25 protein-coding genes and 1 riboswitch are annotated in these 26,579 nt (G+C 72.4%); of the genes, 17 read left to right on the forward strand and 8 right to left on the reverse strand.

Translation table 11 applies throughout. The annotated features are described in order from the left end of the window. The first annotated feature begins 173 nt into the window (after nucleotides 1-173). The 10 genes from ACZ5NJ_RS08205 to ACZ5NJ_RS08250 all read left to right on the forward strand — a co-directional run bounded on the left by ACZ5NJ_RS08205 (nucleotide 174) and on the right by ACZ5NJ_RS08250 (nucleotide 10,311). Entirely contained in the window at nucleotides 174-764 is a 591-nt protein-coding gene (locus ACZ5NJ_RS08205; RefSeq protein WP_344170800.1) for a CDP-alcohol phosphatidyltransferase family protein, read from the forward strand. A gap of 101 nt (nucleotides 765-865) precedes the next feature. Further along, a complete protein-coding gene (locus ACZ5NJ_RS08210; protein WP_468763890.1) occupies nucleotides 866-3,364 on the forward strand; it encodes a sugar phosphate nucleotidyltransferase in 2,499 nt (832 codons plus the stop codon). A 145-nt stretch (nucleotides 3,365-3,509) separates the two neighbouring features. Beyond that, entirely contained in the window at nucleotides 3,510-4,415 is a 906-nt protein-coding gene (locus ACZ5NJ_RS08215; RefSeq protein WP_468763891.1) for a DUF881 domain-containing protein, read from the forward strand. After that, nucleotides 4,412-4,744, forward strand: coding sequence for a small basic family protein (locus tag ACZ5NJ_RS08220; protein ID WP_007262894.1), 333 nt, complete (start codon nucleotides 4,412-4,414; stop codon nucleotides 4,742-4,744). Before ACZ5NJ_RS08215 ends, ACZ5NJ_RS08220 begins: the two co-directional genes overlap by 4 nt. Nucleotides 4,745-4,749: 5 nt before the next feature. Beyond that, the gene (locus ACZ5NJ_RS08225) at nucleotides 4,750-5,550 is read left to right on the forward strand and encodes a DUF881 domain-containing protein (protein WP_468763892.1); all 801 of its coding nucleotides are present in this window, start codon (nucleotides 4,750-4,752) and stop codon (nucleotides 5,548-5,550) included. Between the two features lie 130 nt (nucleotides 5,551-5,680). After that, nucleotides 5,681-6,574 carry an FHA domain-containing protein gene (locus ACZ5NJ_RS08230; protein WP_468763893.1) on the forward strand — a complete coding sequence of 298 codons (894 nt, stop codon included), beginning with the start codon at nucleotides 5,681-5,683 and terminating at the stop codon, nucleotides 6,572-6,574. Between the two features lie 46 nt (nucleotides 6,575-6,620). Next, nucleotides 6,621-7,394 carry a transcriptional regulator FtsR gene (ftsR, locus tag ACZ5NJ_RS08235; protein WP_468763894.1) on the forward strand — a complete coding sequence of 258 codons (774 nt, stop codon included), beginning with the start codon at nucleotides 6,621-6,623 and terminating at the stop codon, nucleotides 7,392-7,394. A 63-nt stretch (nucleotides 7,395-7,457) separates the two neighbouring features. After that, nucleotides 7,458-7,931 carry a bifunctional nuclease family protein gene (locus tag ACZ5NJ_RS08240; protein ID WP_007262890.1) on the forward strand — a complete coding sequence of 158 codons (474 nt, stop codon included), beginning with the start codon at nucleotides 7,458-7,460 and terminating at the stop codon, nucleotides 7,929-7,931. Between the two features lie 195 nt (nucleotides 7,932-8,126). Next, on the forward strand, nucleotides 8,127-8,765 hold the full coding sequence (locus tag ACZ5NJ_RS08245) for a MerR family transcriptional regulator (RefSeq protein WP_468763895.1): 639 nt from the start codon (nucleotides 8,127-8,129) through the stop codon (nucleotides 8,763-8,765). Nucleotides 8,766-8,853: 88 nt separating this feature from the next. Beyond that, nucleotides 8,854-10,311: a DNA polymerase IV gene (locus ACZ5NJ_RS08250; RefSeq protein WP_468763896.1), complete on the forward strand. Its 1,458-nt coding sequence runs from the start codon at nucleotides 8,854-8,856 to the stop codon at nucleotides 10,309-10,311. On the opposite strand, the gene ACZ5NJ_RS08255 is transcribed toward ACZ5NJ_RS08250, so the two are convergent. Then, nucleotides 10,308-10,661 (reverse strand): PRC-barrel domain-containing protein, encoded by a 354-nt coding sequence (locus ACZ5NJ_RS08255; protein WP_468763897.1) that lies wholly within the window; start codon nucleotides 10,659-10,661, stop codon nucleotides 10,308-10,310. The genes ACZ5NJ_RS08250 and ACZ5NJ_RS08255 overlap by 4 nt on opposite strands. A gap of 112 nt (nucleotides 10,662-10,773) precedes the next feature. Next, nucleotides 10,774-10,872: riboswitch (glycine riboswitch) on the forward strand. A 195-nt stretch (nucleotides 10,873-11,067) separates the two neighbouring features. Here ACZ5NJ_RS08255 and gcvP point away from each other — a divergent pair. Next, complete coding sequence (gcvP, locus tag ACZ5NJ_RS08260; RefSeq protein ID WP_468763898.1) at nucleotides 11,068-13,953, forward strand: aminomethyl-transferring glycine dehydrogenase; 2,886 nt, start codon at nucleotides 11,068-11,070, stop codon at nucleotides 13,951-13,953. Between the two features lie 110 nt (nucleotides 13,954-14,063). Here gcvP and ACZ5NJ_RS08265 read toward each other — a convergent pair whose 3' ends face one another. Together ACZ5NJ_RS08265 and ACZ5NJ_RS08270 are read right to left on the reverse strand one after the other, a co-directional pair. Next, nucleotides 14,064-14,252 carry a DUF5999 family protein gene (locus tag ACZ5NJ_RS08265; protein ID WP_042809437.1) on the reverse strand — a complete coding sequence of 63 codons (189 nt, stop codon included), beginning with the start codon at nucleotides 14,250-14,252 and terminating at the stop codon, nucleotides 14,064-14,066. A gap of 363 nt (nucleotides 14,253-14,615) precedes the next feature. Further along, nucleotides 14,616-15,236: a hypothetical protein gene (locus tag ACZ5NJ_RS08270; protein WP_468763899.1), complete on the reverse strand. Its 621-nt coding sequence runs from the start codon at nucleotides 15,234-15,236 to the stop codon at nucleotides 14,616-14,618. Between the two features lie 496 nt (nucleotides 15,237-15,732). Here ACZ5NJ_RS08270 and ACZ5NJ_RS08275 point away from each other — a divergent pair, with 496 nt between their 5' ends. Together ACZ5NJ_RS08275 and ACZ5NJ_RS08280 are read left to right on the forward strand one after the other, a co-directional pair. Further along, nucleotides 15,733-17,268, forward strand: coding sequence for a glutamate-cysteine ligase family protein (locus tag ACZ5NJ_RS08275; protein ID WP_468763900.1), 1,536 nt, complete (start codon nucleotides 15,733-15,735; stop codon nucleotides 17,266-17,268). A 73-nt stretch (nucleotides 17,269-17,341) separates the two neighbouring features. Continuing rightward, nucleotides 17,342-18,142 carry a CPBP family intramembrane glutamic endopeptidase gene (locus ACZ5NJ_RS08280; protein WP_468763901.1) on the forward strand — a complete coding sequence of 267 codons (801 nt, stop codon included), beginning with the start codon at nucleotides 17,342-17,344 and terminating at the stop codon, nucleotides 18,140-18,142. Nucleotides 18,143-18,154: 12 nt separating this feature from the next. On the opposite strand, the gene ACZ5NJ_RS08285 is transcribed toward ACZ5NJ_RS08280, so the two are convergent. Continuing rightward, nucleotides 18,155-18,973 (reverse strand): PhzF family phenazine biosynthesis protein, encoded by an 819-nt coding sequence (locus ACZ5NJ_RS08285; RefSeq protein WP_468763902.1) that lies wholly within the window; start codon nucleotides 18,971-18,973, stop codon nucleotides 18,155-18,157. 82 nt (nucleotides 18,974-19,055) lie between these two features. Then, nucleotides 19,056-19,814: a hypothetical protein gene (locus ACZ5NJ_RS08290; protein WP_468763903.1), complete on the reverse strand. Its 759-nt coding sequence runs from the start codon at nucleotides 19,812-19,814 to the stop codon at nucleotides 19,056-19,058. A 226-nt stretch (nucleotides 19,815-20,040) separates the two neighbouring features. Between ACZ5NJ_RS08290 and ACZ5NJ_RS08295 the strand changes: the two genes are divergently transcribed. Then, nucleotides 20,041-20,655: a PadR family transcriptional regulator gene (locus ACZ5NJ_RS08295; protein WP_468763904.1), complete on the forward strand. Its 615-nt coding sequence runs from the start codon at nucleotides 20,041-20,043 to the stop codon at nucleotides 20,653-20,655. A 93-nt stretch (nucleotides 20,656-20,748) separates the two neighbouring features. Here ACZ5NJ_RS08295 and ACZ5NJ_RS08300 read toward each other — a convergent pair whose 3' ends face one another. Beyond that, nucleotides 20,749-21,177, reverse strand: coding sequence for a type II toxin-antitoxin system Rv0910 family toxin (locus ACZ5NJ_RS08300; RefSeq protein WP_468763905.1), 429 nt, complete (start codon nucleotides 21,175-21,177; stop codon nucleotides 20,749-20,751). 171 nt (nucleotides 21,178-21,348) lie between these two features. Here ACZ5NJ_RS08300 and ACZ5NJ_RS08305 point away from each other — a divergent pair, with 171 nt between their 5' ends. Both ACZ5NJ_RS08305 and ACZ5NJ_RS08310 read left to right on the forward strand, forming a co-directional pair. Then, the gene (locus tag ACZ5NJ_RS08305; RefSeq protein ID WP_468763906.1) at nucleotides 21,349-22,353 is read left to right on the forward strand and encodes an EamA family transporter; all 1,005 of its coding nucleotides are present in this window, start codon (nucleotides 21,349-21,351) and stop codon (nucleotides 22,351-22,353) included. A 161-nt stretch (nucleotides 22,354-22,514) separates the two neighbouring features. Further along, nucleotides 22,515-23,495: a DMT family transporter gene (locus tag ACZ5NJ_RS08310; RefSeq protein ID WP_468763907.1), complete on the forward strand. Its 981-nt coding sequence runs from the start codon at nucleotides 22,515-22,517 to the stop codon at nucleotides 23,493-23,495. Here the strand turns inward: ACZ5NJ_RS08310 and ACZ5NJ_RS08315 are convergent. Then, complete coding sequence (locus ACZ5NJ_RS08315; RefSeq protein ID WP_468763908.1) at nucleotides 23,477-24,142, reverse strand: pyridoxamine 5'-phosphate oxidase family protein; 666 nt, start codon at nucleotides 24,140-24,142, stop codon at nucleotides 23,477-23,479. The two genes, ACZ5NJ_RS08310 and ACZ5NJ_RS08315, sit on opposite strands and share 19 nt — an antisense overlap. 37 nt (nucleotides 24,143-24,179) lie before the next feature. Here ACZ5NJ_RS08315 and ACZ5NJ_RS08320 point away from each other — a divergent pair, with 37 nt between their 5' ends. Beyond that, a complete protein-coding gene (locus ACZ5NJ_RS08320; RefSeq protein ID WP_468763909.1) occupies nucleotides 24,180-25,511 on the forward strand; it encodes an aminotransferase class I/II-fold pyridoxal phosphate-dependent enzyme in 1,332 nt (443 codons plus the stop codon). A gap of 63 nt (nucleotides 25,512-25,574) precedes the next feature. Here ACZ5NJ_RS08320 and ACZ5NJ_RS08325 read toward each other — a convergent pair whose 3' ends face one another. Beyond that, nucleotides 25,575-26,552: a DMT family transporter gene (locus ACZ5NJ_RS08325; protein WP_468763910.1), complete on the reverse strand. Its 978-nt coding sequence runs from the start codon at nucleotides 26,550-26,552 to the stop codon at nucleotides 25,575-25,577. Nucleotides 26,553-26,579 lie beyond the last annotated feature (27 nt).

Genomic DNA, 26,579 nt, shown 5'->3' on the forward strand with positions numbered 1-26,579 from the left:
TACTGCAGGGGGGACCCTGTGGGAGAGTAGGACGCCGCCGAACAATCATTGTGGGAAAGCCCCGCACCAGTCATGGTGCGGGGCTTTTCTGCGTTCCGGGGCGGTCCGTGGACTCCTGTAGGGTCAGGGGAGCATAGATTCGACATTTCTACAGTCACAGTGGAGGCCCCCGGGTGGAGGTCCAGGAGACTCGGGTCCAGACTGACCGAATTTTCACCATTCCGAACATCCTGAGCATGGCCCGCCTCGTGGGCGTGCCGCTGTTCCTCTGGCTCATCCTCGCGAAGCACGACGGCTGGGCACTGCTCGTGCTCATGCTCAGCGGTGTCAGTGACTACCTCGACGGGAAACTCGCGCGGCGCTGGAACCAGATCAGCAAACTGGGCCGGCTCCTGGACCCCGCCGCCGACCGGCTCTACGTCCTGACCACCCTGTTCGGACTCACCTACCGGGGCATTCTCCCGCTGTGGCTCACCGCGGCCCTGCTGGCCCGTGAGGCGATGCTGCTGGTCATGGTGTGGATCCTGCGCCGGCACGGCTATCCGCCGCCCCAGGTCAACTTCCTCGGCAAGGCCGCCACCTTCAACCTGATGTACGCCTTCCCCCTGCTACTGCTCAGTGACGGTACGGGTTGGTTGGCCTGGATGGCGTCCGTTTTCGGATGGGCGTTCGCAGGTTGGGGTACAACGCTCTATTGGTGGGCAGGAATCCTTTACGTGGTGCAAGTCCGTCGTCTGGTCAAGGCGGATGCCACGGCCGATTGAACTCGCTCGGCGCCGGTACTGACGCGGAGGAGTAGCGGACCAACCGTCCGGGGCGGGTGAGGTCGGCCAGACCGTCATCTCTCTAGGAGGACTCTTCCGACATGAAGGCCGTCGTGATGGCCGGTGGCGAAGGAACGCGGCTTCGCCCCATGACCTCAAGCATGCCCAAGCCGCTCCTGCCGGTGGCGAACCGGCCGATCATGGAGCATGTGCTCAGGCTGCTCAAGCGGCATGGGCTCAGCGAGACCGTGGTCACCGTTCAGTTCCTGGCGTCACTCGTCAAGAACTACTTCGGTGACGGCGAGGAGCTCGGAATGGAGCTCACCTACGCCAACGAGGAGAAGCCACTCGGCACCGCCGGCAGCGTGAAGAACGCCGAGGAGGCCCTCAAGGACGACACGTTCCTGGTCATCTCCGGCGACGCGCTCACCGACTTCGACCTCACCGACCTCATCAACTTCCACAAGGAGAAGGGCGCACTGGTGACGGTGTGCCTCACCCGGGTGCCGAACCCGCTGGAATTCGGCATCACCATCGTGGACGAAGAGGGCAAGGTCGAACGCTTCCTCGAAAAGCCGACCTGGGGTCAGGTGTTCTCGGACACCATCAACACCGGCATCTACGTGATGGAACCGGAGATCTTCGACTACGTCGACCCGGACGTCTCGGTCGACTGGTCCGGCGACGTCTTCCCCCAGCTGATGAAGGAAGGCCGGCCGATCTACGGCTACGTGGCCGAGGGCTACTGGGAGGACGTGGGCACCCACGAGAGCTACGTCAAGGCGCAGGCCGACGTCCTGGAGGGCAAGGTCCAGGTCGACATGGACGGCTTCGAGATCTCGCCCGGCGTCTGGATCGCCGAAGGCGCCGAGGTCAGCCCGGACGCCGTGCTGCGCGGGCCGCTGTACATCGGGGACTACGCCAAGGTCGAGGCCGGGGCGGAGGTCCGCGAGCACACCGTCGTCGGGTCGAACGTCGTCGTCAAGAGCGGCGCCTTCCTGCACAAGGCCGTCGTCCACGACAACGTCTACCTCGGGCCGCACAGCAACCTGCGCGGCTGCGTCATCGGCAAGAACACCGACATCATGCGGGCCGCCCGGATCGAGGACGGGGCCGTCATCGGCGACGAGTGCCTCGTCGGCGAGGAATCGATCGTCCAGGGCAACGTACGGGTCTACCCGTTCAAGACGATCGAGGCCGGCGCCTTCGTCAACACCTCCGTCATCTGGGAGTCGCGCGGCCAGGCCCACCTGTTCGGCGCCCGCGGCGTCTCCGGGATCCTGAACGTGGAGATCACCCCCGAGCTGGTGGTGAAACTCGCCGGGGCCTACGCGACCACCCTCAAGAAGGGGGCGATCGTCACCACGGCCCGTGACCACTCCCGAGGCGCCCGCGCGCTCAAGCGCGCCGTGATCTCGGCGCTCCAGGCCAGCGCCATCGACGTGCGCGACCTGGAGAACGTCCCGCTCCCCGTGGCCCGCCAGCAGACGGCCAGAGGCGCCGCGGGCGGGATCATGATCCGGACCTCGCCCGGGGTGCCGGACTCCGTGGACATCATGTTCCTCGACGAGCGGGGCGCGGACCTCTCGCAGGCGCAGCAACGCAAGCTGGACCGCGTCTACGCACGTCAGGAGTACCGCCGGGCCTTCCCGGGGGAGATCGGCGACCTGCAGTTCCCGTCGAGCGTCTTCGACTCGTACACGGGCTCCTTGCTCCGGCGGGTCGACACCACCGGCATCGCCGACTCCGGGCTCAAGGTCGTCGTGGACGCCTCGAACGGCAGTGCCGGGCTCGTCCTGCCCAGCCTGCTCGGCCGGCTCGGGGTGGACGCGCTGACGATCAACCCCGGCCTCGACGAGTCCCGGCCGACCGAGAGCCACGAGTCCCGGCGCGCCGGACTGGTCCGGCTCGGGGAGATCGTGGCCTCGGCGCGGGCGGCCTTCGGCGTGCGCTTCGACCCGGTCGGCGAGCGGATCTCCCTGGTCGACGAGCGGGGCCGGATCATCGAGGACGACCGGGCGCTGCTCGTCCTGCTCGACCTCGTCGCGGCCGAGAAGCGCAGCGGCAAGGTGGCCCTCCCGGTCACCACGACCCGGGTCGCGGAGCAGGTGGCGGCGTACCACGGCACCCAGGTGGAGTGGACGACGACCTCGCCCGACGACCTGACCCGGGTGGGCCGCGAGGAGACGACGATCTTCGGCGGCGACGGCCGGGGCGGGTTCATCGTCCCGGAATTCAGCAGCGTCTTCGACGGGTCCGCGGCGTTCGTGCAGCTCATCGGGCTGGTCGCGCGCACGCAGCTCACCCTGAGCCAGATCGACTCGCGCATCCCGCGGGCGCACGTCCTCAAGCGGGACGTGCCGACCCCGTGGGCGGCCAAGGGACTCGTCATGCGGCGGGTCGTGGAGGCGGCGGGCGACCGGCAGGTGGACACCACCGACGGCGTGCGCGTGGTCGAGACCGACGGCCGGTGGGCGCTGGTCCTGCCGGACCCGGCGGAGGCGGTCACCCACCTGTGGGCCGAGGGCCCCGACGACGCCTCCGCGCAGGCGCTGCTCGACGAGTGGGCCGCGGTGGTCGACGGGGCCGGCGAGCACTGACCGGGCCGGCCGGTACGACCGGCCGGTCCCGCCCCGTACTGGTGTGCGGAACGGGACAGCAGTGCGGCGGGCCGGGTGCGGGGAGTGACCCCGTCCCGGCCCGCCGGTAGGCCGCATTGGATGTGGGCGGCGCCGACATGCGACGATGTGCGGCATGTCGCAGCCGCCCAACAACCGGAGTTCGGCCACGCCGTCCGCGCGCCCCGACGCCTCCATGTCGCTGCTGACCCACGTGATGGACCACAGCCTCGACGAGGGCTATGCGGAAGCCTCGGCCCGGCGTGAGGCCGACGGTACGGCGGGGCTCCCGCGGACCCTCAAGGCCAAGCTGGCGCTCGCCGCCGGGCTCGTGCTGGCCGCCATGGTGGTCACGCTGGGTGCTGCGCAGGCGCAGGTGGCGGCTCCGGTCCTGGCCAAGGAGCGCCAGGAGCTGATCGACCGGGTCGAGCGGGCCGACCGGCACGCGGACACCCTGGAGCGGGACATCGAGCGGCTGCGGACCGAGGTCGCGGACCGGCAGAGCGAGGCACTGAAGCAGCAGGGCGGCCGGCAGGCGCAGCTCGTGGCGCTGCTGTCGGGTGCAACCGAAGTGCACGGTCCCGGCGTCAAGCTTGTGGTGGACGATGCCAAGGGGTCCTCCTCGGGCGGCGGAGGCGGTCCGCGCGAGAGCGCCGGCTTCTCGGACACCGGCCGGGTCCGCGACCGGGACATGCAGCGGATCGTCAACGGGCTGTGGCAGTCCGGGGCGGAAGCCGTCTCGATCAACGGGCAGCGGCTGACGGCGCTGTCGGCGATCAGGGCGGCCGGTGACGCGATACTGGTCGACAACCGGCCGCTGGTGCCGCCCTACGAGGTCCTCGCGATCGGGGACGGGAAACGGCTCGGCACCGCGTTCCAGGACTCCGTGGACGGGCAGTACCTGCACGTGCTGCAGGCGAGCTACGGGATCCGCTACAGCCTGTCCCCGGTGGACGAGGTGAAGCTGCCGGCCGCGTCGAGCCTGACCGTGCGGACGGCGACAGCAGAAGAGCCGAAGAAGGGTGCGTCGTGATCGCGGTACTGGGCCTCCTGGCGGGAGTGGTGGTCGGGCTTCTGGTCCGCCCCGAAGTGCCGGCCGTGGTGGAGCCTTATCTGCCGATCGCCGTGGTCGCGGCCCTGGACGCCGTGTTCGGCGGCCTGCGCGCGATGCTGGACGGGATCTTCGTCGACAAGGTCTTCGTGGTGTCGTTCCTGTCGAACGTGGTCGTCGCCGCGCTGATCGTCTTCCTCGGCGACAAGCTGGGCGTCGGCTCGCAGCTGTCGACCGGCGTGGTCGTCGTCCTCGGCATCCGGATCTTCTCCAACGCTGCGGCCATCCGCCGGCACGTCTTCCGGGCGTGAGGCCGATGAGCACGGACAACACCCCGCAGGGGGAGCCGGAACCGGGACCGGTGGCGGAGCCGGCCCCGGCGCCGCGGCCGCAGCAGACCGGGCGCCAGCGGCTGGCCGCCGGGCTGTGGCCGCCGCGGCTCAGCCGGGCCCAGCTGATCGTCGCGCTGCTGCTCTTCGTCCTGGGGCTCGGGCTGGCGATCCAGGTGCGCTCCAACAGCGACTCCAGTGCGCCGCTGCGCGGTGCCCGCCAGGAGGACCTCGTACGGATCCTGGACGAGCTGGACGGGCGGACCAAACGCCTGGAGGACGAGAAGCAGAAGCTGGACGACCAGCGCAAGGAGCTCCAGAGCAGCTCCAACCAGGCGGAGGAGGCCCGCAAGCAGACGCTGGAGCGGGAGCGCCAACTGGGCGTCCTGGCCGGTACCGTGGCCGCACAGGGCCCCGGGATCACGCTGAGGATCACCGACGCCAAGGGCCAGGTGCGCTCGGACCAGCTGCTGGACACCCTCCAGGAGCTGCGGGCCGCCGGGGCGGAGGCGATCCAGATCAACGGCGTGCGCGTCGTGGCGGGGTCGTACTTCTCCGACGAGGGCGGCGGGGTCGCGATCGACGGTAAGAAGATCACACAGCCCTACGAGTTCAGGGTGATCGGCAAGCCGCAGGATCTGGAGCCGGCGCTCAACATCCCGGGCGGTGTCGTGCAGACCATGGAGAAGGAACAGGCCACGGTCGCCGTCACACGGTCGGCGAAGATCATTGTGGATGCCTTGCGGGCTGCGAAGCAGCCTGACTACGCTCGGTCGTCATCGCCGTGAGACGGGGCGGAGCGAGGACGGTCCCACGCGGGCTGACGCCTGCGGGGGGTCGACGCACAGAAGTCGCGGTGCGTGGTGGAAACTGTCTGGTGGTTACGGACGTTGTCAGAATGTCCGGGTCGGCAGGTGTGTGTATGCGGAGTTCGTCCTGCCCCACGGGCGGGTCTGTTTCGGTCAAGGGGAATCGCCCGTGAAGTTGTTTGAGAAGTTGTTCGGCAAGAAGAACCGCGAGGAAAGCGGTACGGCGCGCCACCGTGCGGGTCACGGCGAGGGGGAGGGCCAGGGCGACCGGCCGCTCTTCCGCGACGAGGTGGCCGGCCAGGGGGGCGGCGCGGGTGCGCACGGCCCGTCGGCCGCCGACCCTTCGGCTGCGGGGCGCATAGGCTTCGGAGACCCGGCCTCCCCGAACGCGGGTGGCGGGTACGCCCCCGACCCGTACGCCACCAACGCCTCCGCGGGGCAGCCGCGGAGCGAGGAGCCGTCCATGTCGGCCGGGCAGACGTGCGGCAGGTGCGGGCACCGCAGCGACGCGGCGAGCCGTTTCTGCTCCAACTGCGGTGCGCCGCTGCGGCCCGGCCTGACGCCGGAGCGCGCCTCGGAGACCACGTCCACCATCTCGATCTCGGGCCTGGAGGCCTACGAGGCCGAGGCGACCGGACAGCACGTCTCGCCCTCGCTCTCCCCCGAGGCCCAGGCCGCGGTGGAGGCACTGCCCCCCGGCTCCGCCCTGCTCATCGTGCGGCGCGGCCCCAACTCGGGCAGCCGCTTCCTGCTGGACGGCGAGCTGACGACGGCGGGCCGCCACCCGCAGAGCGACATCTTCCTGGACGACGTCACCGTCTCCCGGCTGCATGTCGAGTTCCGCCGGGGCCCCGAGGGCGGCTTCACCGTCGCCGACGTGGGCAGCCTCAACGGCACGTACGTCAACCGCGAGCCGATCGACTCGGTCGCCCTGCACAACGGCGACGAGGTGCAGATCGGCAAGTACCGGCTGGTCTTCTACGCGAGCCTGCGGGGCGTCTGACCTCCCCCTGGGCCCGGCCCGGGGGGACCTCCTGAGGGAAGGTCCCATGCTGCGCACCCCGACCGGCGGCGCCCCGAAGAAGGGCGCCGCCGGCACCGCCGGCTCGTCCGGGCAGCTGGTGAGCATCGGCACGGTGCTCACCATGCTCCGTGACGAGTTCCCCGAAGTCACGATCTCGAAGATCCGGTTCCTGGAGGCGGAAGGGCTCGTCGAGCCCCGGCGCACGCCGTCCGGATACCGCAAGTTCAGTACGGACGACGTGGAGCGGCTCGCCCGCGTCCTGCGCCTCCAGCGCGACCACTACCTGCCGCTGAAGGTCATCCGCGAGCAGCTCGACGCGCTCGACCGGGGTGAGCAAGTCCGGATTCCGGCCCCGGCCGCGCACGGCGAGTCCGTGGAGGGCGCCGGGGGTTCCGCCGGCCCCGGGGAGGCGGGCGCCGACCGGCCGACCGTGGCCCGGGTCGGGCGGGCCGAGCTGATCGCCGCCGCCGAGGCGGACGAGGTGCAGCTCGTCGAATGGGAGTCCTACGGGCTGCTCGCCGAGGCGCCCGGCGGCGGGTTCGACGCCGAGGCGGTGACCGTCGCCCGCCTGATCGCCGATCTCGGCCGGTTCGGGCTGGAGCCGCGCCACCTGCGGGCCGTGAAGGCGGCGGCGGACCGGGAGGCCGGGCTGGTGGAACAGCTGGTCGCACCGCTCCGCCGGCACCGCAATCCGCAGACCAGGGCCCATGCCGAGGCCACGATGAAGGAGCTCGCGGGGCTCTCCGTACGCCTCCACGAGGCCTTCGTACAGACCGCTCTCGGGGTCCGGCTGCACTGAACCGGGACGCCGCGACCGGGCCCCGACTACCCAAACCTGCCGGGCAGGTCCTAGGGTTGCTGTGTGAACGAGCTCGACGTTGTGGGTGTCCGGGTGGAAATGCCCTCCAACCAGCCGATCGTGCTCCTGCGTGAAGTGGGAGGCGACCGGTACCTCCCCATCTGGATCGGTCCTGGGGAGGCGACCGCCATCGCCTTCGCACAGCAGGGGATGGCACCGGCCAGGCCGCTGACGCACGACCTGTTCAAGGACGTGCTGGAGGCGGTCGGCGAGGAGCTGACCGAAGTCCGGATCACGGATCTGCGGGAGGGCGTCTTCTACGCGGAGCTGGTCTTCGCCAGCGGCGTCGAGGTGAGCGCGCGGCCGTCGGACGCCATAGCGCTGGCCCTGCGCACGGGGACGCCGATCTACGGCAGTGACGGCGTGCTGGACGACGCCGGAATCGCCATTCCCGACGAGCAGGAGGACGAAGTGGAGAAGTTCCGCGAGTTCCTCGACCAGATCTCTCCCGAGGACTTCGGCACGGGACCGCAGTAGGCCGGATGCCCGCGCCGCGCGGGCCACGGCGCCCACCGGGAACTTTCAGCCCATTCGACTAGCCTTTCCCCGCAATGGGGTACGCGAAACCACTCTCAGGGTGATTATCACTCGGCGTGCCGAGTGTGGCGATCGTTGACGCACCCGTGGTCACTGCCTACCTTCAAGGGGGCAGGTCAAGGACGGAGGGTCGGCGTGAGGATCACGGGCGACGGTACGACCGGGGGAGTCCCCGTACGGAGTGACGGTGGGCCGTCCCCGCTGCTCGGCGGCGGGTCGGGCGCCGCGCACCGTCAGCCGGCGTCGAAGCCGGTCGGGCCGGTGGACGACGCCCCGGGGCCCGAGCAGGTCGGCTATCGCGGTCCGACGGCCTGCGCGGCCGCCGGCATCACGTACCGGCAGCTGGACTACTGGGCGCGCACCGGGCTGGTGGAGCCCAGCGTGCGGCCCGCGTACGGGTCGGGCACCCAGCGGCTGTACAGCTTCCGCGACGTCGTGGTGCTCAAGATCGTGAAGCGTTTCCTGGACACGGGCGTGGCCCTCCAGAACATCCGCACCGCCGTGCAGCACCTGCGCGGCCGGGGCTTCTCGGACCTGGAGCGCATGACGCTGATGAGCGACGGCGCGACCGTGTACGAGTGCACCTCCCCCGACCAGGTCGTGAGCCTGCTCCAGGGCGGCCAGGGCGTCTTCGGCATCGCCGTGGGCGTGGTCTGGCGCGATGTGGAGAACGCGCTGTCGCAGCTGCACGGGGAGCGCGTGGACACCGGGGAGACGGTCGTGGGCCACAACCCGGCCGACGAGCTCGCCGCCCGCCGCAACCGGGCCGGCTGACGCACGGGCCGGAGCCCGTGCGTACGGCCGCCGGGCGCGGGCGGGGAAGATCACCGCGTTGTCAGTGGCATGAGGCAGCATCGGTGACGTGAGAACCGCGCCGACCATCCTGCACCTGGACATGGACGCCTTCTACGCCTCCGTGGAGCAGGCGTCGAAGCCGAGCCTGCGCGGGAAGGCCGTGATCGTCGGCGGGCTCGGCCCGCGAGGTGTGGTGGCCACCGCCTCGTACGAGGCCAGGCGCTTCGGGGTGCACTCGGCGATGCCGACCGCCCAGGCCCGCCGGCTCTGTCCCAACGGCGCCTACCTGATCCCCCGCTTCCTGGTCTACCGCGAGGTGAGCGAGATCGTCATGGGCCTGCTGCGCGAGCTGTCGCCGCTGGTGGAACCGCTCAGCCTGGACGAGGCCTTCGTCGACCTGGAGGCGGGCGGCCGGGCCTTCGACTCCGCGAGCGCCCGCGCCACGGGGGAGCGGCTGCGGGCCGACATCGCGGCCGCGACGGGGCTCAGCGGCTCGGTCGGGCTGGCCGGCTCGAAGATGCTGGCCAAGGTGGCCTCCGAGGAGGCCAAGCCGGACGGGCTGCTGCTGATCGAGCCCGGGACGGAGCGCGAGCTGCTCGCCCCGATGTCCGTGCGGACCCTGCCCGGGGTCGGCCCGGCCACCGGGGAGCACCTGCGCCGGGCCGGGATCACCACCGTGGGGGAGCTGGCCGAGGCCGGTGAGGACGAGCTGGTCCGGATGGTGGGCCGGGCGCACGGAGTGGGCCTGTACCGGATGGCGCTGGGCCTGGACGACCGGCCGGTGGTCGCGGAGCGGGACGCGAAGTCGGTGTCGGTGGAGGACACCTTCGACGTGGACCTCCACGACCGGGTGCGGATCCGCTTCGAGGTGCAACGGCTCGCCGACCGGTGCGTGGGCCGGCTGCGGGCCTCCGGGCACTCGGGGCGGACCATCGTCCTGAAGGTGCGCCGCTACGACTTCTCCACCCTCACCCGCTCCGAGACCCTGCGCGGGCCCACCGACGATCCGGCGGTGGTCCGGGAGGCGGCCGCGCGGCTGCTGGAGGGCGTGGACACCACCGGCGGGGTGCGGCTGCTGGGGGTGGGCGTGACCGGGCTCGCGGACTACACCCAGGAGGACCTGTTCGCCCAGGCGCTCGGCGCGGGGCCGCGGGAGGCGGCCGCCGCCGTCCCGTCGGACGGGACCCGGGAGGCGGAGGAGGCCGGCGGGGAGACGGGCGCCCAGGGGCCTCCAGGGGCCCCCGGGACCGTGGGGGCCGCCGAGGGCGCCGGGGGCGCCGTGGCGTCCGGGGCGGACCCGCAGGCCGCCGCCGCGCGGCACTGGCCCGCGGGCAGCGACGTACGGCACGCGGTGTACGGGCCCGGGTGGGTGCAGGGCAGCGGGGTCGGCCGGGTCACCGTGCGCTTCGAGCAACCCGGATCGCCGCCCGGGCGGGTGCGCACCTTCCTGGTCGACGACCCCGAACTGGAGGCCTCCGACCCGCTGCCGCTCGTGGGAGCTCCCGGTCCGCGCGAGAGGGCTTAGGGGGTATCCGGGGGAGGGAGGCGGAAGTCGCCGGGCAGGGCGACGTCCAGGCCGTAGTGGTGGTAGAGCTGGAGCTCCTGCTCGGGGGAGAGATGGCGGCCCACGCCGAAGTCGGGGGCGTCCTTGATCAGGGAGCGTTCGAACGGGACGCGCAGTACCTCGTCGACCACCTCGCTCGGCTCCAGCGGGACGAAGGCGTCCCGGCCGAACAGGCCGGTCCGGACCGCGGCCCACTCCGGGACCCCGGTGGCGTCGTCCAGGTAGACCTCGTCCACCGTGCCGATCTTGGCTCCGTTACGGTCGAACGCCTTGCGGCCGATCAGGCTGCGCGGATCGATGTCGGTCTGCACGGTCCCTCCACGGGGTCGCAGTCATCCGTAATGACTACAAAAGTGCATATTCGGATGAGGGGCCACTTGAGGGAGGGTCCAGATCCTCGCTGGTAGGCTGGGTGACGGCTGTTGACCCTGTGCGGGAGAGTCCTCCGAGTGAGCTCGACGGAGGCGCCGAAGGAGCAAATCCTCCCCGGAATCTCTCAGGCATACGTACCGCACGCGACGAGGCCACTCTGGAAAGCAGGAGCGGGTCCCGGGCGTGCAGTGCCGGTCCCCACTCCTCACCGACGGTGAAAGCCGGACGACGGGCGACCCCCGAGACTCCGGTGAAGCTCTCAGGTTGAGATGACAGAGGGGGAGGCCGTCCGGGTGCCCGCGCCGTGGTGCCCCTCGCAGGTCATACGACCAGGAGGCCTCCGTAATGACCGCCAACCGCATTCCGCTCTCCCAGCTCGAACGGGGCATCCCCTTCGAGCAGCGTCACATCGGCCCGGATGCCGAGGCGCAGGCGAAGATGCTCGCCCAGGTGGGCTACGGCTCCCTCGACGAGCTGACCGCCGCCGCGGTACCGGATGTGATCAAGACCGCCGAAGCGCTGAACCTGCCCGAGGCGCGGACCGAGGCCGAGGTACTCGCCGAGCTGCGCTCCCTCGCCGACCGCAACCAGGTCCTGTCGTCGATGATCGGCCTCGGCTACTACGGGACCTTCACGCCGCCGGTGATCCTGCGCAACGTCATGGAGAACCCGGCCTGGTACACGGCCTACACCCCGTACCAGCCGGAGATCTCGCAGGGCCGCCTGGAGGCCCTGCTGAACTTCCAGACGGTCGTCGCCGAGCTGACCGGTCTGCCGACCTCCGGCGCCTCCCTGCTGGACGAGGGCACCGCCGCGGCCGAGGCCATGACGCTGGCCCGCCGCGTGGGCAAGGTCAAGGGCAACGTCTTCCTCGTCGACGCCGACGCGCTGCCGCAGACCATCGCCGTCATCGAGACCCGCGCCGAGCCGATCGGCATCGAGGTCGTCGTCGCGGACCTCTCCGCGGGCATCCCCGCCGAGATCGCCGAGCGCGGCGTCTACGGCGTGCTCCTGCAGTACCCGGGCGCCTCCGGCGCCGTGCGCGACATCAAGGCCGTCATCGACCAGGCCCACGACCTCGGCGCGATCGTCACCGTCTCCGCCGACCTGCTCGCGCTGACCCTGCTCGTCTCCCCGGGCGCCCTCGGCGCGGACATCGCCGTCGGCACCACCCAGCGCTTCGGCGTCCCGATGGGCTTCGGCGGCCCGCACGCCGGCTACATGGCCGTCCAGGCCAAGCACGCCCGCTCCCTGCCCGGCCGCCTGGTCGGCGTCTCCGTGGACGCGGACGGCAACAAGGCCTACCGACTGGCCCTGCAGACCCGCGAGCAGCACATCCGCCGCGAGAAGGCCACCAGCAACATCTGTACCGCGCAGGTGCTGCTCGCCGTCATGGCCGGCATGTACGCCGTCTACCACGGCCCGGACGGCCTGCGGACGATCGCCCGCCGCACCCACCGCTACGCCGCGCTGCTCGCCGCGGGCCTGACGGCCGGCGGGGTCGAGCTGGTGCACGGCTCCTTCTTCGACACCGTCACCGCCCGGGTCCCCGGGAAGGCCGCCGAGGTCGTCGCCGCCGCCCGCCAGGGCGGGGTCAACCTGTACCAGGCCGACGCCGACCACGTCTCCGTCTCCTGTGACGAGACCACCCTGCGCGCCGACATCGAGGCCGTCTGGGCCGCCTTCGGCGTCTCCGCGGACATCGAGGCCCTGGACGCCACCGCCGCCGACGCGCTGCCCGAGGGCCTGCTGCGCTCGGACGCGTACCTGACCCACCCGGTCTTCCACCAGCACCGCTCCGAGACCGCGATGCTGCGCTACCTGCGCAAGCTCTCGGACAAGGACTACGCGCTGGACCGCGGCATGATCCCGCTGGGCTCCTGCACCATGAAGCTCAACGCGACCACCGAGATGGAGCCGGTCACCTGGCCCGAGTTCGGCCAGCTGCACCCCTTCGCCCCGGTCGAGCAGGCCGGCGGTTACCTCACGCTCATCAGCGAGCTGGAGGAACGTCTCTGCGAGGTCACCGGCTACGACAAGGTCTCGATCCAGCCCAACGCCGGCTCCCAGGGCGAGCTCGCCGGTCTGCTGGCCGTCCGCGCCTACCACCGCGCCAACGGCGACGAGCAGCGCACCATCTGCCTCATCCCGTCCTCCGCGCACGGCACCAACGCCGCGAGCGCCGTGATGGCCGGCATGAAGGTCGTCGTCGTCAAGACCGCCGACGACGGCGAGGTGGACGCCGACGACCTGCGTGCCAAGATCGAGCAGCACCGTGACGAGCTGGCCGTGCTCATGATCACGTACCCCTCGACGCACGGTGTCTTCGAGGAGCACGTCGCCGACATCTGCGCCCAGGTGCACGAGGCGGGCGGCCAGGTCTACGTGGACGGCGCCAACCTGAACGCCCTGGTGGGCCTGGCCAAGCCGGGTCACTTCGGCGGCGACGTCTCGCACCTGAACCTGCACAAGACCTTCTGCATCCCGCACGGCGGCGGCGGCCCGGGCGTCGGCCCGGTCGGTGTCCGCGCGCACCTGGCCCCGTACCTGCCCAACCACCCGCTCCAGCCGACCGCCGGCCCGGAGACGGGCGTCGGCCCGATCTCGGCCGCGCCCTGGGGCTCGGCGGGCATCCTGCCGATCTCCTGGTCGTACGTGCGCCTGATGGGCGGCGAGGGCCTCAAGCGCGCCACGCAGGTGGCGGTGCTCGGTGCCAACTACATCGCCAAGCGCCTGGAGCCGCACTACCCGGTGCTCTACACCGGCCCGGGCGACCTGGTCGCGCACGAGTGCATCATCGACCTGCGCCCGCTGTCGAAGGAGACCGGCGTCAGCGTCGACGACATCGCCAAGCGCCTGATCGACTACGGCTTCCACGCCCCCACCATGTCCTTCCCGGTGGCCGGCACGCTGATGATCGAGCCGACGGAGTCCGAGGACCTCGCCGAGATCGACCGCTTCTGCGACGCGATGATCGCCATCCGCGCCGAGATCGAGCGGGTCGCGGGCGGCGAGTGGCCGGCGGACGACAACCCGCTGGCCAACGCCCCGCACACGGCGGCGGTCCTGGGCGGCGAGTGGAACCACCCGTACACCCGCGACGAGGCCGTCTTCCCCGGTGGCGTTTCCGCCGCCGAGAAGTACTGGCCGCCGGTGCGCCGGATCGACGGTGCCTTCGGCGACCGCAACCTGGTGTGCTCCTGCCCGCCGCTGGACGAGTACGACAACTGATCCCATGCCGAAGGGGCCGGCCCCGGAGCTTTCCGCTCCGGGGCCGGCCCCTTTGTGCGTGCGTGCGTCCGTGCGTGCGTGCGTTCTGTGCGTGCGTGCGTCGTGCGGGCTCAGGCCGCCGCGAGCGGGCGGTGCGGAGCGATGATCTTGCCGTCCGGCAGCAGCTCACCGGTGTCCTCGAAGAGCAGGACGCCGTTGCACAGCAGGCTCCAGCCCTGTTCCGGGTGGTTGGCCACCGGGCGCGCGGCCTCCCGGTCGGCGGACTCTGATGACGGGCAGGCAGGCTGGTGCTGGCACATGGATGCGTTCTTTCGCTGCGGTGTGGTCTGTTCGCGGGTCTGTTCGCTACGGCTCGATGCGTGATTCATGGCCGTCCCCCTGTGTCGTCCCCGCACCTGCGGGGAGGATGTCCTCAGTCTTCCCCCATGACGGCTGCTTCGCAGGGATTTCCCGGCAGCAGTCCTCATGGATTGAGGACGCATCACTCGTGCGGGCGGTTCAAGCCAACTGCCCTGTCCTTTCGGATGGTTCGCGGCTGGTCCCGGAGGACTAGGCCGAATGGGTCATGCGGGTGGGGTGCCCGCCCGGGCCTGCGGGCCGGGCGCGGGCATGCCGACGGCGCGGCCCGGATCGCGGGCCGCGCCGTCGGCGGAGCGGGCCGTTCAGGCCGCGGGGGCCGCCAGGGTGGGCGGGACCGGCGGGGCCGCGGGGGTCAGCCGGTGGGTCAGTACGGGCAGCAGCTCCGAGACGGGATGCGGCCGGTAGGGGGCGATCCCGGGCGGGGCCGGGGCCAGCGGCACCAGCAGGTCGGCCGCCGCCGGCAGGCCCGCGGCGGCATCGGCGCCGACCGCCCCGTGCAGCCACAGGGTCAGCATGTACAGCTCCGGTACGGACAGCAGCCGGGGCTGGTAGCTCTTGCCGAGCTGTTCCGCCTGGCGCAGGGCGCGCTCGGTGGCGGCCACGTAGGGGCCCTCGAAGAAGTGCGAGAAGGCCCAGCCGTCCGGGGTGAGGCGGGTGTCGGCCGCCGCCACGAAGCGGTCGCCGCTGCGGATCAGGAACCTCCAGCCGGTGAGGCGCGTGCGGGGCGGCCTGCCGTCGGCCCCGCGGCCGGACACGCTCAGGCGGTCGAGCACGTGGACCGGAAGGGGGAGCTCGGCTGTCAGCGGGCCCTGGATCGCGCGCAGGGCGGGGGTGCGTGCCTCGTGGACGGCGGTGGGAGAACCGAGTGCCGCGAGGACGCTGCGCAGGGCGGGCGCGGGAGCCGGGGGGACATGCAGCGGCATGGTGGGTCGCCTCTCACTTGGGAGACCGGTGGTGCGGGGGAAGGTGCGGACGGCGTTGTCGCATTCTGGGGTCAGAGGTGGGCATTGGGGCAATGGCCGCGCGCCAACTCTCTGCCTCGTTTGCGGAGTTTATACGACATGTGTTCACACAGTGTTTCGGCTAGCTGTCCCGCCTATTGCCGGCAAGGCGCTTACCGGTCCCGCTGTCATGGTATTCATGCCGTTCGCGCGTGAAGGAACCACGCTGACCTCGGAGGTTACCGGAAGGGGGCTCGGCTGGAAAGTGCCGGTAATCATGAACAGGCAAAACCCATAAGGAATGTGCACACCACGGCTTGCCAGGTGAATGTGCCGGAGCGCCCATCCGGCCACACCGGCGTGCGCTCCCCGCCAAGCCGCTCCCCGCCGCGTTATCGATCACGGCCCCTGGGCATCATCGACCGTAACGTGCGCCCGGGGTAGACCGGGCCGGGCCCACTCCAGGAGGGACGCTTCGATGGGGGAGAAGGTCGTGGCAGGCGGATTCGACCTGTCCGATCGGCATCGGTATCGGAGGAAGCTCCACGAGTGCCTGGAGGGGCTGGAGCGGCTTCTGGCGGAGAAGAGGTTCGACCGCCCCAAGAACATGATGGGACTGGAGATCGAGCTGAATCTCGCGGGCGCCGACGGTTTGCCGCGCATGGTGAATGCGCAGGTACTGGAGCGGATTGCGAGCCCCGATTTCCAGACCGAACTGGGAATGTTCAACCTGGAGGTGAACGTACTCCCGCACCGGCTCGACGGCCGGGTATTCGACCGGCTCGCGGAGGAGCTGAGCGCGGGCCTGCACTACGCCCACCGGCAGGCCGCGGAGATCGACGCCGGAGTGGTGATGATCGGCATCCTGCCGACGATCACCCGCGCCGACCTGGCCCTGGCCAACCTGTCGGCGGTGGACCGCTACTCCCTGCTCAACGAGCAGATCCTGATGATGCGCGGAGAGGACTTCCGGCTGGAGATCGAGGGGGTCGAGCGGCTGAGCTGGAGCACCGGGTCGATCGTGCCGGAGGCGGCCTGCACCTCCGTACAGCTGCACCTCCAGGTCACCCCGGCGCGGTTCTCGGACGTGTGGAACGCCGCCCAGGCGGTCACCGCCGTGCAGATAGCCGTGGGCGCCAACTCGCCCTTCCTGTTCGGGCACGAGCTGTGGCGCGAGTCGCGTCCGCCGCTGTTCACCCAGGCCACCGACACCCGGCCGCCCGAGCTCCAGGCCCAAGGGGTGCGGCCGCGCACCTGGTTCGGGGAGAAATGGGTGGACTCGGCGTACGAGCTCTTCGCCGAGAACGTCCGCTTCTTCCCCGCCCTGCTGCCCATCTGCGACGAGGAGGAGCCCCTGCGGGTGCTCGCCGAGGGCGGGGTGCCCAGCCTCCAGGAGCTGGTGCTGCACAACGGCACGGTCTACCGGTGGAACCGGCCCGTGTACGGGGTGGCCGACGGGAGGCCCCACCTGCGGGTGGAGAACCGGGTGCTGCCGGCCGGGCCCACCGTCGCCGACGTCGTCGCCAACGCCGCCTTCTACTACGGCCTGGTGCGCACCCTCGCGGACGAGCAGCGCCCGGTGTGGACCCGGATGCCCTTCGCGGAGGCGGAGGCCAACTTCGACGCCGCCTGCCGGTACGGGATCGACGCCCGGATCCGCTGGCCGCGCAGGGGCCGGTCCGGGGGACTGGTGAGCGTGCCGGCCGTGCGGCTGGTGCTGGACGAGCTGCTGCCGATGGCCGCCGCCGGACTCGACGCCTGGGGCATCGAGCCCGCCGACCGGGACCTCTACCTCGGGATCATCGAGGAGCGGTGCCGGCGCCGGGTGAACGGGGCGACCTGGCAGGTGGACACGTACCACCGCGCGCTCGCGGGCGGACTGGACCGTGACGCCGCGCTGGCGGCCACCACCCGCCGCTACAGCGAGCTGATGCACCGGGGCGAACCCGTGCACACCTGGCCGGTCGGACTGGAGGACCAGGAGGTGGACGCGAGCGCCGCCGCGTCCCGGTGATCCCGTCCGGCCCCCGAGGAGGCAGTATGGGGTGGTCGGAGCGTGACGGACGGGGCAGGACGGGAGTCGGGGCGTGCGGACGGAGCCGGAGCCGGTGGTGGTGGAGCCCCGCGAGGACGGGCGGCGGGGCGTCCTGCGCACCGAGACGCTGCTCGTGCTCGCCCTGTCGCTGGGCGCGAGCGGGGTCTCCGCGCTGATCAGCTTCATCGGGTCGCTCACCAAGCCGGGCGGGCTCAAGGACCAGGCCGCCACCCTCAACGGCTCCTACGCGCCCGGGCGGCCCTGGCTCGACCTGGCCTGGCAGCTGTTCGGCATCGCCACCGCCCTGGTGCCGGTCCTGCTCGTCGCGCACCTGCTCACCCGTGAGGGCGCGCCCGGGCTGCGGGTGCTCGGCTTCGACCGCACCCGGCCCGGCCCGGACCTGGCCCGGGGCGCGCTCGTGGCCGCCGGCATCGGGAGCGCCGGCCTGGCCTTCTACCTGGCGGCCCGCGCCACCGGCTTCAACCTGACGGTGGTGCCGGAGGCGCTGCCCGACGTGTGGTGGAAGTTCCCGGTGCTCGTCCTCTCCGCGGTGCAGAACTCCGTGGTGGAGGAGGTCATCGTGCTGGCCTACCTGCTGCGCCGGCTCGGACAGCTGGGCTGGTCGCCGACGGCCGCGCTGCTGGCCAGCTCCCTGCTGCGCGGCTCGTACCACCTGTACCAGGGCATCGGCGGGTTCGTCGGCAACATGGTGATGGGCGTCGTCTTCGTCCTCGCCTACCGGCGCTGGGGCCGCGTCGCGCCGCTGGTCGTCGCCCACGCGCTGCTCGACGTCGTGGCCTTCGGCGGCTACGCCCTGCTCGCCGGGAAGGTCGGCTGGCTGCCGACCCCCTAGCGGGCCGGAGTCTCAGGCGGAGGTGTGCAGTTCGCCGTCGATGACGGTGACCGCGTGGCCGGTCAGGAGCGTGCGGTCGCCCGCGAGGCGGACCCGGACCAGGCCCGTGCGGGTACCGCCCTGGAGGCCGGTCATCTCGGTGCGGCCGGTGCGCGCCGCCCAGAACGGGGCCAGGGCGGTGTGCGCGCTGCCGGTGACCGGGTCCTCGTCGATGCCGAGGGCGGGGAAGAAGCCGCGGCTGACGAAGTCGTAGCCGCGGGCGGGGTCCTCGGCGGGCGCGGTGACGATCACCCCGCGGCGGGAGTGGCCGCGCAGGACCGCGAAGTCGGGGGCGAGCTCCCGTACGGTCCGCTCGTCGGCCAGCTCCACCACCAGGTCGCCGATGTGCGCGGAGGTGTCGTGGACCGACGTGATCGGGGCGCCGAGCGCGCGGGCGATCTCGGGGTCCGGCTCGACCGGGGTGAGGGAGGAGGTGGGGAAGTCCATGGTGACCGTCCCGTCCTCGGCGACCTCGGCCGTGAGGACGCCGCAGCGGGCGGTGAAGCGGATCAGCCCCTTGGCCAGGCCGCTCGTGGCCAGGGCGTGCGCGGTGGCGAGGGTGGCGTGGCCGCACATGTCGACCTCGGCCACGGGGGTGAACCAGCGCAGCGCCCAGTCGGCGTCCCCGCCGGGCGGCAGCGGGTGGGCGAAGGCGGTCTCGGAGAGGTTGACCTCCGCGGCGACCTGCTGGAGCCAGGAGTCCGTGGGGAAGGGGCCGTCGAGGAGGAGGACGCCCGCGGGGTTGCCGTGGAAGGGGCGGTCGGTGAAGGCGTCGATGATTCGGATGCGCATGGGCCGACCGTAGGGGGCCCGCCGGGATCCGTGCCAAGGCCAATCCGGGATGACTGGCCTTGGCGCGGGCCGGCGGTGGGGGTCAGGTGCGGGAGAGGGCCGCGGTGCCGGACAGGAGGGGGATGAGGGTGTAGTTCCCGTCCCCCCGGCCGCAGGTGGGGGCCGTGTCGACGGTGCCGGAGACCTTGGTGCCGGTCGTGAACCGGCCGTCGCGGGTCGTCGGCACCACCGTGGTGAAGTGGTCGTCGAACCCGTTCCGGCCGTAGTAGTAGACGCACTGCTGGAGGTTCACGTAGCGCCCGGCCGACAGGTCCAGCACCTTGACGTCGGACAGCAGGGGGACGAGCCGGTAGAGGCCGCGGCCGGGGCCGCAGTCCGGTGTCGTGTCCCGGGTGTCGGAGACGTTGGAGCGGGCGGAGAAGTCGTTGCCGCCGAGGTAGGCGACGGTGGTGACGTGGTCGCGCGTCGCGTCGGAGTAGTAGACGCACTGGTGCAGGTTCAGGTAGCGGCCCGCGTTGAGGTCGAGGGTGTCGAAGCCCGCCCACGGAAAGAGCGGGGAGAAGTTCCCGTCCCCGGCGCCGCAGGAACGGCTGGTGTCCGCGGTGGCCGAGGTGTTCGTCCCGGACGTGAAGCGTCCGTCGCCGCTCGGTACCACCGTGGTGAAGAAGTCACCGCCGAGCGCGGTGGTGTACACGCACTGGTGGAGGTTGAAGTACCGGCCGACCAGCGCCGGACGGTCCTCGGCGGTGGCCGTGGCCACCGGCCCCGGCAGTACCGAGAGCAGCGCGGCCGCGCCGGCCGCGGCGGCGAGCCACTTCCTGATCCGTCCCTGATGGCGCACGGATGTCCCCTTTCGTCGGCTTCCCATGGAGGAGCGGGGCAAGAACAGCACGCGCGGACGAGCGTCGCCTAGGAGTTCTCCCGGCATTCCACCCCAATGGGTGCAGGTGGGGAGCGGTGTTGCCGCCTTCGTCTCCGATAGTTTCCGATACATCGTTGACGCATCGCGATGGATCAACGATAGTGGAACACGTCAAGCAGACACACGAGACGAAAGGAGCGCAGTGATGCGTTCACGCGGACAGCACGACCACGGACATGAGCACGGACGGGGTCACGGCCACTGCGGGCCGGACCGTCGGGAGGAGTTCAGGGGGCTGCGCGCGGCCTTCGGGCCGTTCGGGCCCGGCTTCGGCGGCGGCCCCTTCGGCGGACGGGGCGGGCGCGGCGGCCCGCGCGGGAGGGCCAGGCGCGGCGACGTGCGGGCGTCCATCCTGGCGCTGCTCGCCGACCGCCCCATGCACGGCTACGAGATGATCCAGGAGATCGGCGAGCGCAGTGGCGGGGCGTGGAAGCCCAGCCCCGGCTCGGTCTACCCGACCCTCCAGCTGCTGGAGGACGAGGGGCTGATCAGCAGCGCGAGCGAGGGTGGCAAGAAGCTGTTCACGCTCACCGACACGGGCCGCGCCGAGGCCGAGTCGGGTCCGGACGCCCCTTGGGCGGACGCCGGGCGCGGCTTCGACTTCGAGGCGATGCACGAGATCCGTGCCGCCGGCGCCGGCCTGATGGAGGCCTTCGGGCAGGTCTTCAGGACCGGCACGCCCGAGCAGCGGGAGAAGGCCCTCGCGGTCGTCAACGACGCCCGCAAGAAGCTGTACCTGATCCTGGCCGACGAGCACTGAACCGGTCCGGCCCGATGACGACGGCGCGCCCCGCGAGGACTCTCGCGGGGCGCGCCGTTCGTGCGTGCGCGGGGCCGGGCGGGGCCGGGTGGCTCAGACGACCAGGGCGGCCAGCCGGCGCAGGGACTCGTTCAGCGCGGCGGTCGCCGAGTCCTTGAGCTTGCCGGCCATCAGGGAGACCGCGGCGCCGGTGAACTCCCCGTCGATGCGGACCGTCGTGGCCGTGCCGTCGGCGGTCAGGGTGTACCGGGTCAGGACGGCGACCCCCATCGGGCCCTTGCCGGTGATCGCGAAGAGGCGCTGGTCCTCCAGTTCGGAGACGGTCCACAGGACCTCGGCGGGGAAGCCCATCATCTTCATGTTCTCGGTGAAGGTGGCGCCGACCGCGAGGGTCTCGGGCCCGCCCTTCGGGAAGTCGGTGTGGGTCATGCTCCACCGGCCGTACGCGCCCCAGTCGGTCAGCTGGGCCCAGAGCTTCGCGGCGGGCGCCTCGATGCGTGATTCCGCGGTGACTTCAGCCATGCGTCCACCCCTTCGCGTCGGGTTCGTGCGGCGGAACGTAGCCCCGGGGGTCGGAACATTCAATACTGATGACCTGTCAGGAACCGGAGGTTCCCGCGCCTTCGGTATCGGGTCCGTCTCAACAGGTGTCACTCTGGTGACGCTCCTGACGGGCCCTGTCATGATGGCCCGATGCAAGCGTCAGGGAAGAACGCCGGACTGGGCCTCGCCCTCGTCTCGGCGTGTGCGTTCGGTGGTTCCGGTGTCGCGGCGAAGCCGCTGATCGAAGCCGGTCTGGACCCGCTCCACATGGTGTGGCTGCGGGTGGCGGGGGCGGCCCTGGTGCTGTCCCCCCTGGCCTGGCGGCACCGCGGCCTGGTCCGGCGGCGGCCGCTGCTGCTCGCCGGCTTCGGGCTGGTCGCCGTCGCGGGCGTGCAGGCCTTCTACTTCGCCTCCCTGTCGCGGATCCCGGTCGGCGTGGCCCTCCTGCTGGAGTACCTGGGCCCGGCGCTGCTGCTCGGCTGGATCCGGTTCGTGCAGCGCAAGCCGGTGACCCGGGCGGCCGCGGCCGGGGCGGCGGTGGCCGTCGTGGGGCTGGCCTGCGTGGTCGAGATCTGGGCCGGGCTGAGCCTCGACCCGCTCGGGGTGCTCCTCGGTCTCGCCGCCGCCTGCTGCCAGGCCTTCTACTTCGTCTTCGCGGACCAGGGCACCGACGGCGAGGACGTGCCCGACCCGATGGGCGTGATCGCGCACGGCATGCTCGTCGGTGCGCTGGTGATGACCGTACTGGCCCGCCCCTGGCAGATGGACTGGCAGGTGCTGGCCGGGGACGCGGCGCTCGGGGACCTGCGGGTGCCCGCCCCGGTGCTGCTCGGCTGGGTGGTGCTGGTCGCCACCGTGGCCGCGTACCTGACCGGCGTGGTCTCGGTGCGCATGCTCTCCCCGCAGGTCGCGGGCGTGGTGGCCAACCTGGAGGCCGTCGTCGCCACCGTGCTGGCCTGGGTGCTGCTGCACGAGCACCTCTCGACCTGGCAGATGGTCGGCGGGGCGCTGGTGCTGGGCGGCGCCTTCATCGCGCAGTCCTCGCGGCCGGCCCCGGTGGTGGCGGGCGAATCGGTTCTGCCGGCGGTCGAGGCCGAGGCCGGGGCCGGGGCCGACGCGGAGCCCCAGGCCGCGCCCGAGCGGACGAGGGCGTAGGGTGCTCTGCATGTACGACACCGTGCTTTCGCCGCCGGCCGCCTAGCGCGGGCGGCCACCGCCGAACGAGAGACCAGCCACGGGAGTTCCCGGGCCGGTCCGTGCTGCCCGCGAAGCGATGACCCGCAGTCCTCATCCTTCACGCAAGCGCGGAGAAACACGTGTCGAACCACTCGCCCGCCACCGGGCGCAGCCTGCTCTACCTCGTCGTCGCCGGAGTCGCCTGGGGCACCGCCGGGGCGGCGGCCTCCCTCCTCTTCCTGGCCAGTGACCTCGGTCCGCTCGCCCTGTCCTTCTGGCGCAGCGCCGGCGGGCTGGTGGTGCTGCTGGCGGTCCTGGCCGTACGCCGTCCCGCGCGGGCGGCCGGGGCGGCGCGCGGCCGCCGGCCCTCGGCGGCCTCGCTGATCGGGACCGGTCTGATGTTCACGCTCTTCCAGGCCGCCTACTTCGGGGCCGTCCGCGAGACCGGCCTGGCCGTCGGCACCGTGGTCACCCTGGGCGCCGGGCCCGTGCTGATCGCGCTGGGCGCCCGGTACTGGATGGGCGAGCGGCTCGGCTGGGGCGGACTGGCCGCCGTCGGCGGCGCGCTCGGCGGACTCGCCGTCCTGGTGCTGGGCTCCGGGGGCGGTGAGGTGAGGCCGCTCGGGGTCGTCTGGGCCCTGCTGTCGGCCGCCGGGTACGCGGGGATGACCCTGCGGGCGCGCTGGCTCGGGCGGCGCGGGGCGGGCGGGGACCCGCTGGTGACCACCGCCTGGTCGGTGGGCGTGGGCACGGTGTGCCTGCTGCCCCTCGCGGCGGTGGAGGGCCTGCTGCCGCACACCGCCGAGCCGGCGCGGGTGCTGGTCCTGCTGGTGTACGTCGCCGTGGTGCCGACGGCCCTGGCCTACGCCCTGTACTTCACCGGGGCGGCGGCGGTGCGTGCCGCGACGGTGTCGGTGATCATGCTGATCGAGCCGGTGAGCGCGGCCGCCATCGCCGTCGGGGTGCTCGGGGAGCGGCTGACCGGCGCGGTCGTGCTGGGCACCGTCCTGCTGCTGTCCGCGGTGGGCGCGCTGATCGTGGCCGAGGCGCGCAGGCCCGCGGGCTCGGCGGACCGGCCCGCCGACCGGCCCGCCCGTGAGGCTCAGAGCGCGCTGACGTAGTCCGGGACGGCGATGCCGGGGGCCAGGCCGGCGGCCGGGACGGGGGTCCCGTACGCCGGCGCCACCGGGACCACGCCCGACCAGAAGGGCAGCTCCAGGTCCTCGGCGTCGTCGTTGGGCCCGCCCGTGCGGACCTTCGCGGAGACCTCGTCCAGGTCCAGCCGGATCACCGCCGTGGCCGCGAGCTCCCTGGCGTTGGCGGGGCGGGAGTCGGCCGCGCGGCCGGGGACGACGTGGTCGACCAGGGCGTCGAGGGCCATCCGGCGTTCCGCCTCGTCGGTGACCTCGTACGCCGTGCCGTGGACGACCACGGAGCGGTAGTTGATCGAGTGGTGGAAGGCCGACTTGGCCAGGACCAGGCCGTCCACGTGCGTCACCGTCAGGCAGACCGGCAGGCCCGGGTCCTGCTGCCCGGCGGCCAGCAGCGGGCGCGAACCGGTGGAGCCGTGCACGTACAGGGCCTCGCCCACCCGGCCGAACAGCGTCGGCAGCACCACCGGCGCGCCGTCGCGGACGAAGCCCAGGTGGCAGAGGTAGGTCTGGTCGAGTATCGAATGCACCGTCTCGCGGTCGTAGCGGGCCCGCTGGCGGGAGCGGCTCGGGACGGTGCGCTCGGTCGGCTCGTAGGCGGCGGGGGTGACGCTCATGATGCGGACTCCGTTGTACTAGTGCATAATTGCCTTTGTGCTAGGAGAATATACGATCAGTGGGCGTCGCGCATCGGACATCGCGGCCAGCATCGAGGCGGGCGTCGGATCGGGCGCCCTCGCGCCCGGCGCGCCGCTGCCGCCGATGCGGGAGCTGGCGGGCGAGCTCGGGGTGAACCCCAACACCGTGGCGGCCGCCTACCGGTCGCTGCGCGAGCGCGGGATCATCGAGACCGACGGGCGGCGCGGCAGCCGGGTGCGCGGGCGGCCCGCCAGCACCCCGCGCGACGCACTGCGTGCGGAGGTCCCGGAGGGCGCACGGGACCTCACGGACGGCAACCCGGACATGTCGCTGCTGCCCTCCCTGGACGGGCCCCTGGCCGCGGCGGCCCGCCGGTACGCGCAGGCCCCCACCCGCTACGGGGACGATCCGGTCCTGCCCGACCTCGCCCGCCTCGCCCGCGCGGGCTTCGAGGCGGACGGGGTCCCGGCCGGGGCCCTGGCGGTGACGTCGGGAGCGCTGGACGGCATCGAGCGGGTCCTGGCCGCCCACCTGAGACCGGGGGACGCCGTGGCGGTCGAGGACCCCGGCTGGGGCAGCGTGCTGGACCTGGTCCCGGCGCTGGGCCTGCGGGTGCTGCCGGTGGCCGTCGACGACGAGGGCCCCCGGCCGGAGGCGGTGGCCGGAGCGCTCGAAGCGGGGGCCCGCGCCCTGGTGGTGACGGCCCGCGCGCAGAACCCGACCGGGGCGGCGGTGGGCCCGGCGCGCGCCGCGCTGCTGCGGGAGCTGCTGGCGGACCGGCCCGGCGTCCTGGTCATCGAGGACGACCACGGCCACGGGATCGTGGACCTGCCGCTCTGCCCGCTGGGCGGCGTCACCCGGCACTGGGCGCTGGTCCGCTCCACCGCCAAGGCCTACGGCCCCGACCTGCGGCTCGCGGTGCTCACGGGCGACGCGGTGACGATGGACCGCGTCCGGGGCCGCCAGCGGCTGGGCCCGGGCTGGGTGAGCCGGCTGCTCCAGAGCACGGTCGTCGAACTGTGGGCCACCGGCGCGGTGGACCCGTCGGCGGTGGCCCGTTCGTACGGGCTGCGCCGGGACGGGCTCGTCGAGGCGCTCGCCGAGCGGGGGGTGGCGGCGCACGGGCGCAGCGGCATGAACGTGTGGGTGCCGGTCGCCGACGAGACGGCGGTGGTCACCCGGCTGCTGACGGCGGGCTGGGCGGTCCGCCCGGGAGCCGTCTACCGGCTGGAGGCGGGGCCGGGGGTGCGGATCACCGTTTCCACCCTGCGTGAACGGGAGGTCCCGTCGCTGGCCGGCGCCGTGGCGGCGGCGGTGCGGCCGGCGCCGGGGGCCCGCTTCGACTGAGCGCGGGCACGCGAATGCCCCCGCCGCGCGGTGCGGCGGGGGCCGGGCCGGCGGGGCCGGAGGTCAGGCGCGCCCGCGGGATTGCGGGCGGGCCTGGGTGAGGGCCGCTCCCGCGAGGACGATCAGGGCGCCCACCGGGGTGTTCCAGTGCAGCTGCTCGCCCAGGAGCAGGACGCCCGCCGTGGTGGCGATCACCGGGATGAAGTACGTGACCATCTGCGCGGTCGTCGGCCCGACCTCCGCCACCAGGCCGTACTGCATCTGGAGGGCCGCCCCCGTGCCCAGGGCCCCCAGGGTGATCACCGAGAGGGTCGGCCACAGCGGGAAGGCGGCCGGGGCCGAGGTGAACAGGGCGCTGACGGCGGCCAGCTGGAGGGTCGAGACGATCAGCTGCGCCCCCGTCATGGCGACCGGCGAGCCGGAGGTGCCCGCCAGGGTGCGGCGGACGTAGATCCAGCCGATCGGGTAGCAGAGCGAGGCGAGCAGGGCCAGGGCGGTGCCCTTGGCGTCGACGCCCGTGAACCCCTGCCAGGCGCCGAGCACGGTCAGCACGCCGAGGAAGCCGAGGCCCAGGCCCGCGAACCGGCGGCGGGTGGGACGGTCCTCGGACAGCGCGACCAGCGAGAGCGCCATGCCCCACAGCGGGGAGGTGGCGTTGCAGATCCCGGCCAGGGTGGAGGTGATGGACTGCTCGGCGTAGGCGAAGAGCGCGAAGGGGGCGGTGTTCAGCAGCAGCGCGGCCACGGCCAGGTGGCCCCAGGTGCGCCGGCCCCGGGGGAGCGGCTCGCGGCGCACCAGCAGCACCGCCAGCAGGGCGAGCGCCCCGAAGAACACCCGGCCGAGGGCGACCTGGAAGGGCGCGAACGCCCCCGTCCCCACCTTGATGAACAGGAAGCTGAACCCCCACACCACCGAGAGGAGGGCGAAGCGCACCCGCCAGTCGAGCCCACCGGTACGGCCGGCACCCCGCGGCGGGGCGGCGGCGACGGAGGTGGTGGCGGGGGAGGAGGCGGCGGGACGGGGGGTGACGGATGCGCTCATGGGTTTCACTCTGCTGCGCCCGACCTC

It is taken from the genome of Streptomyces sp. NPDC032091, assembly GCF_055580265.1.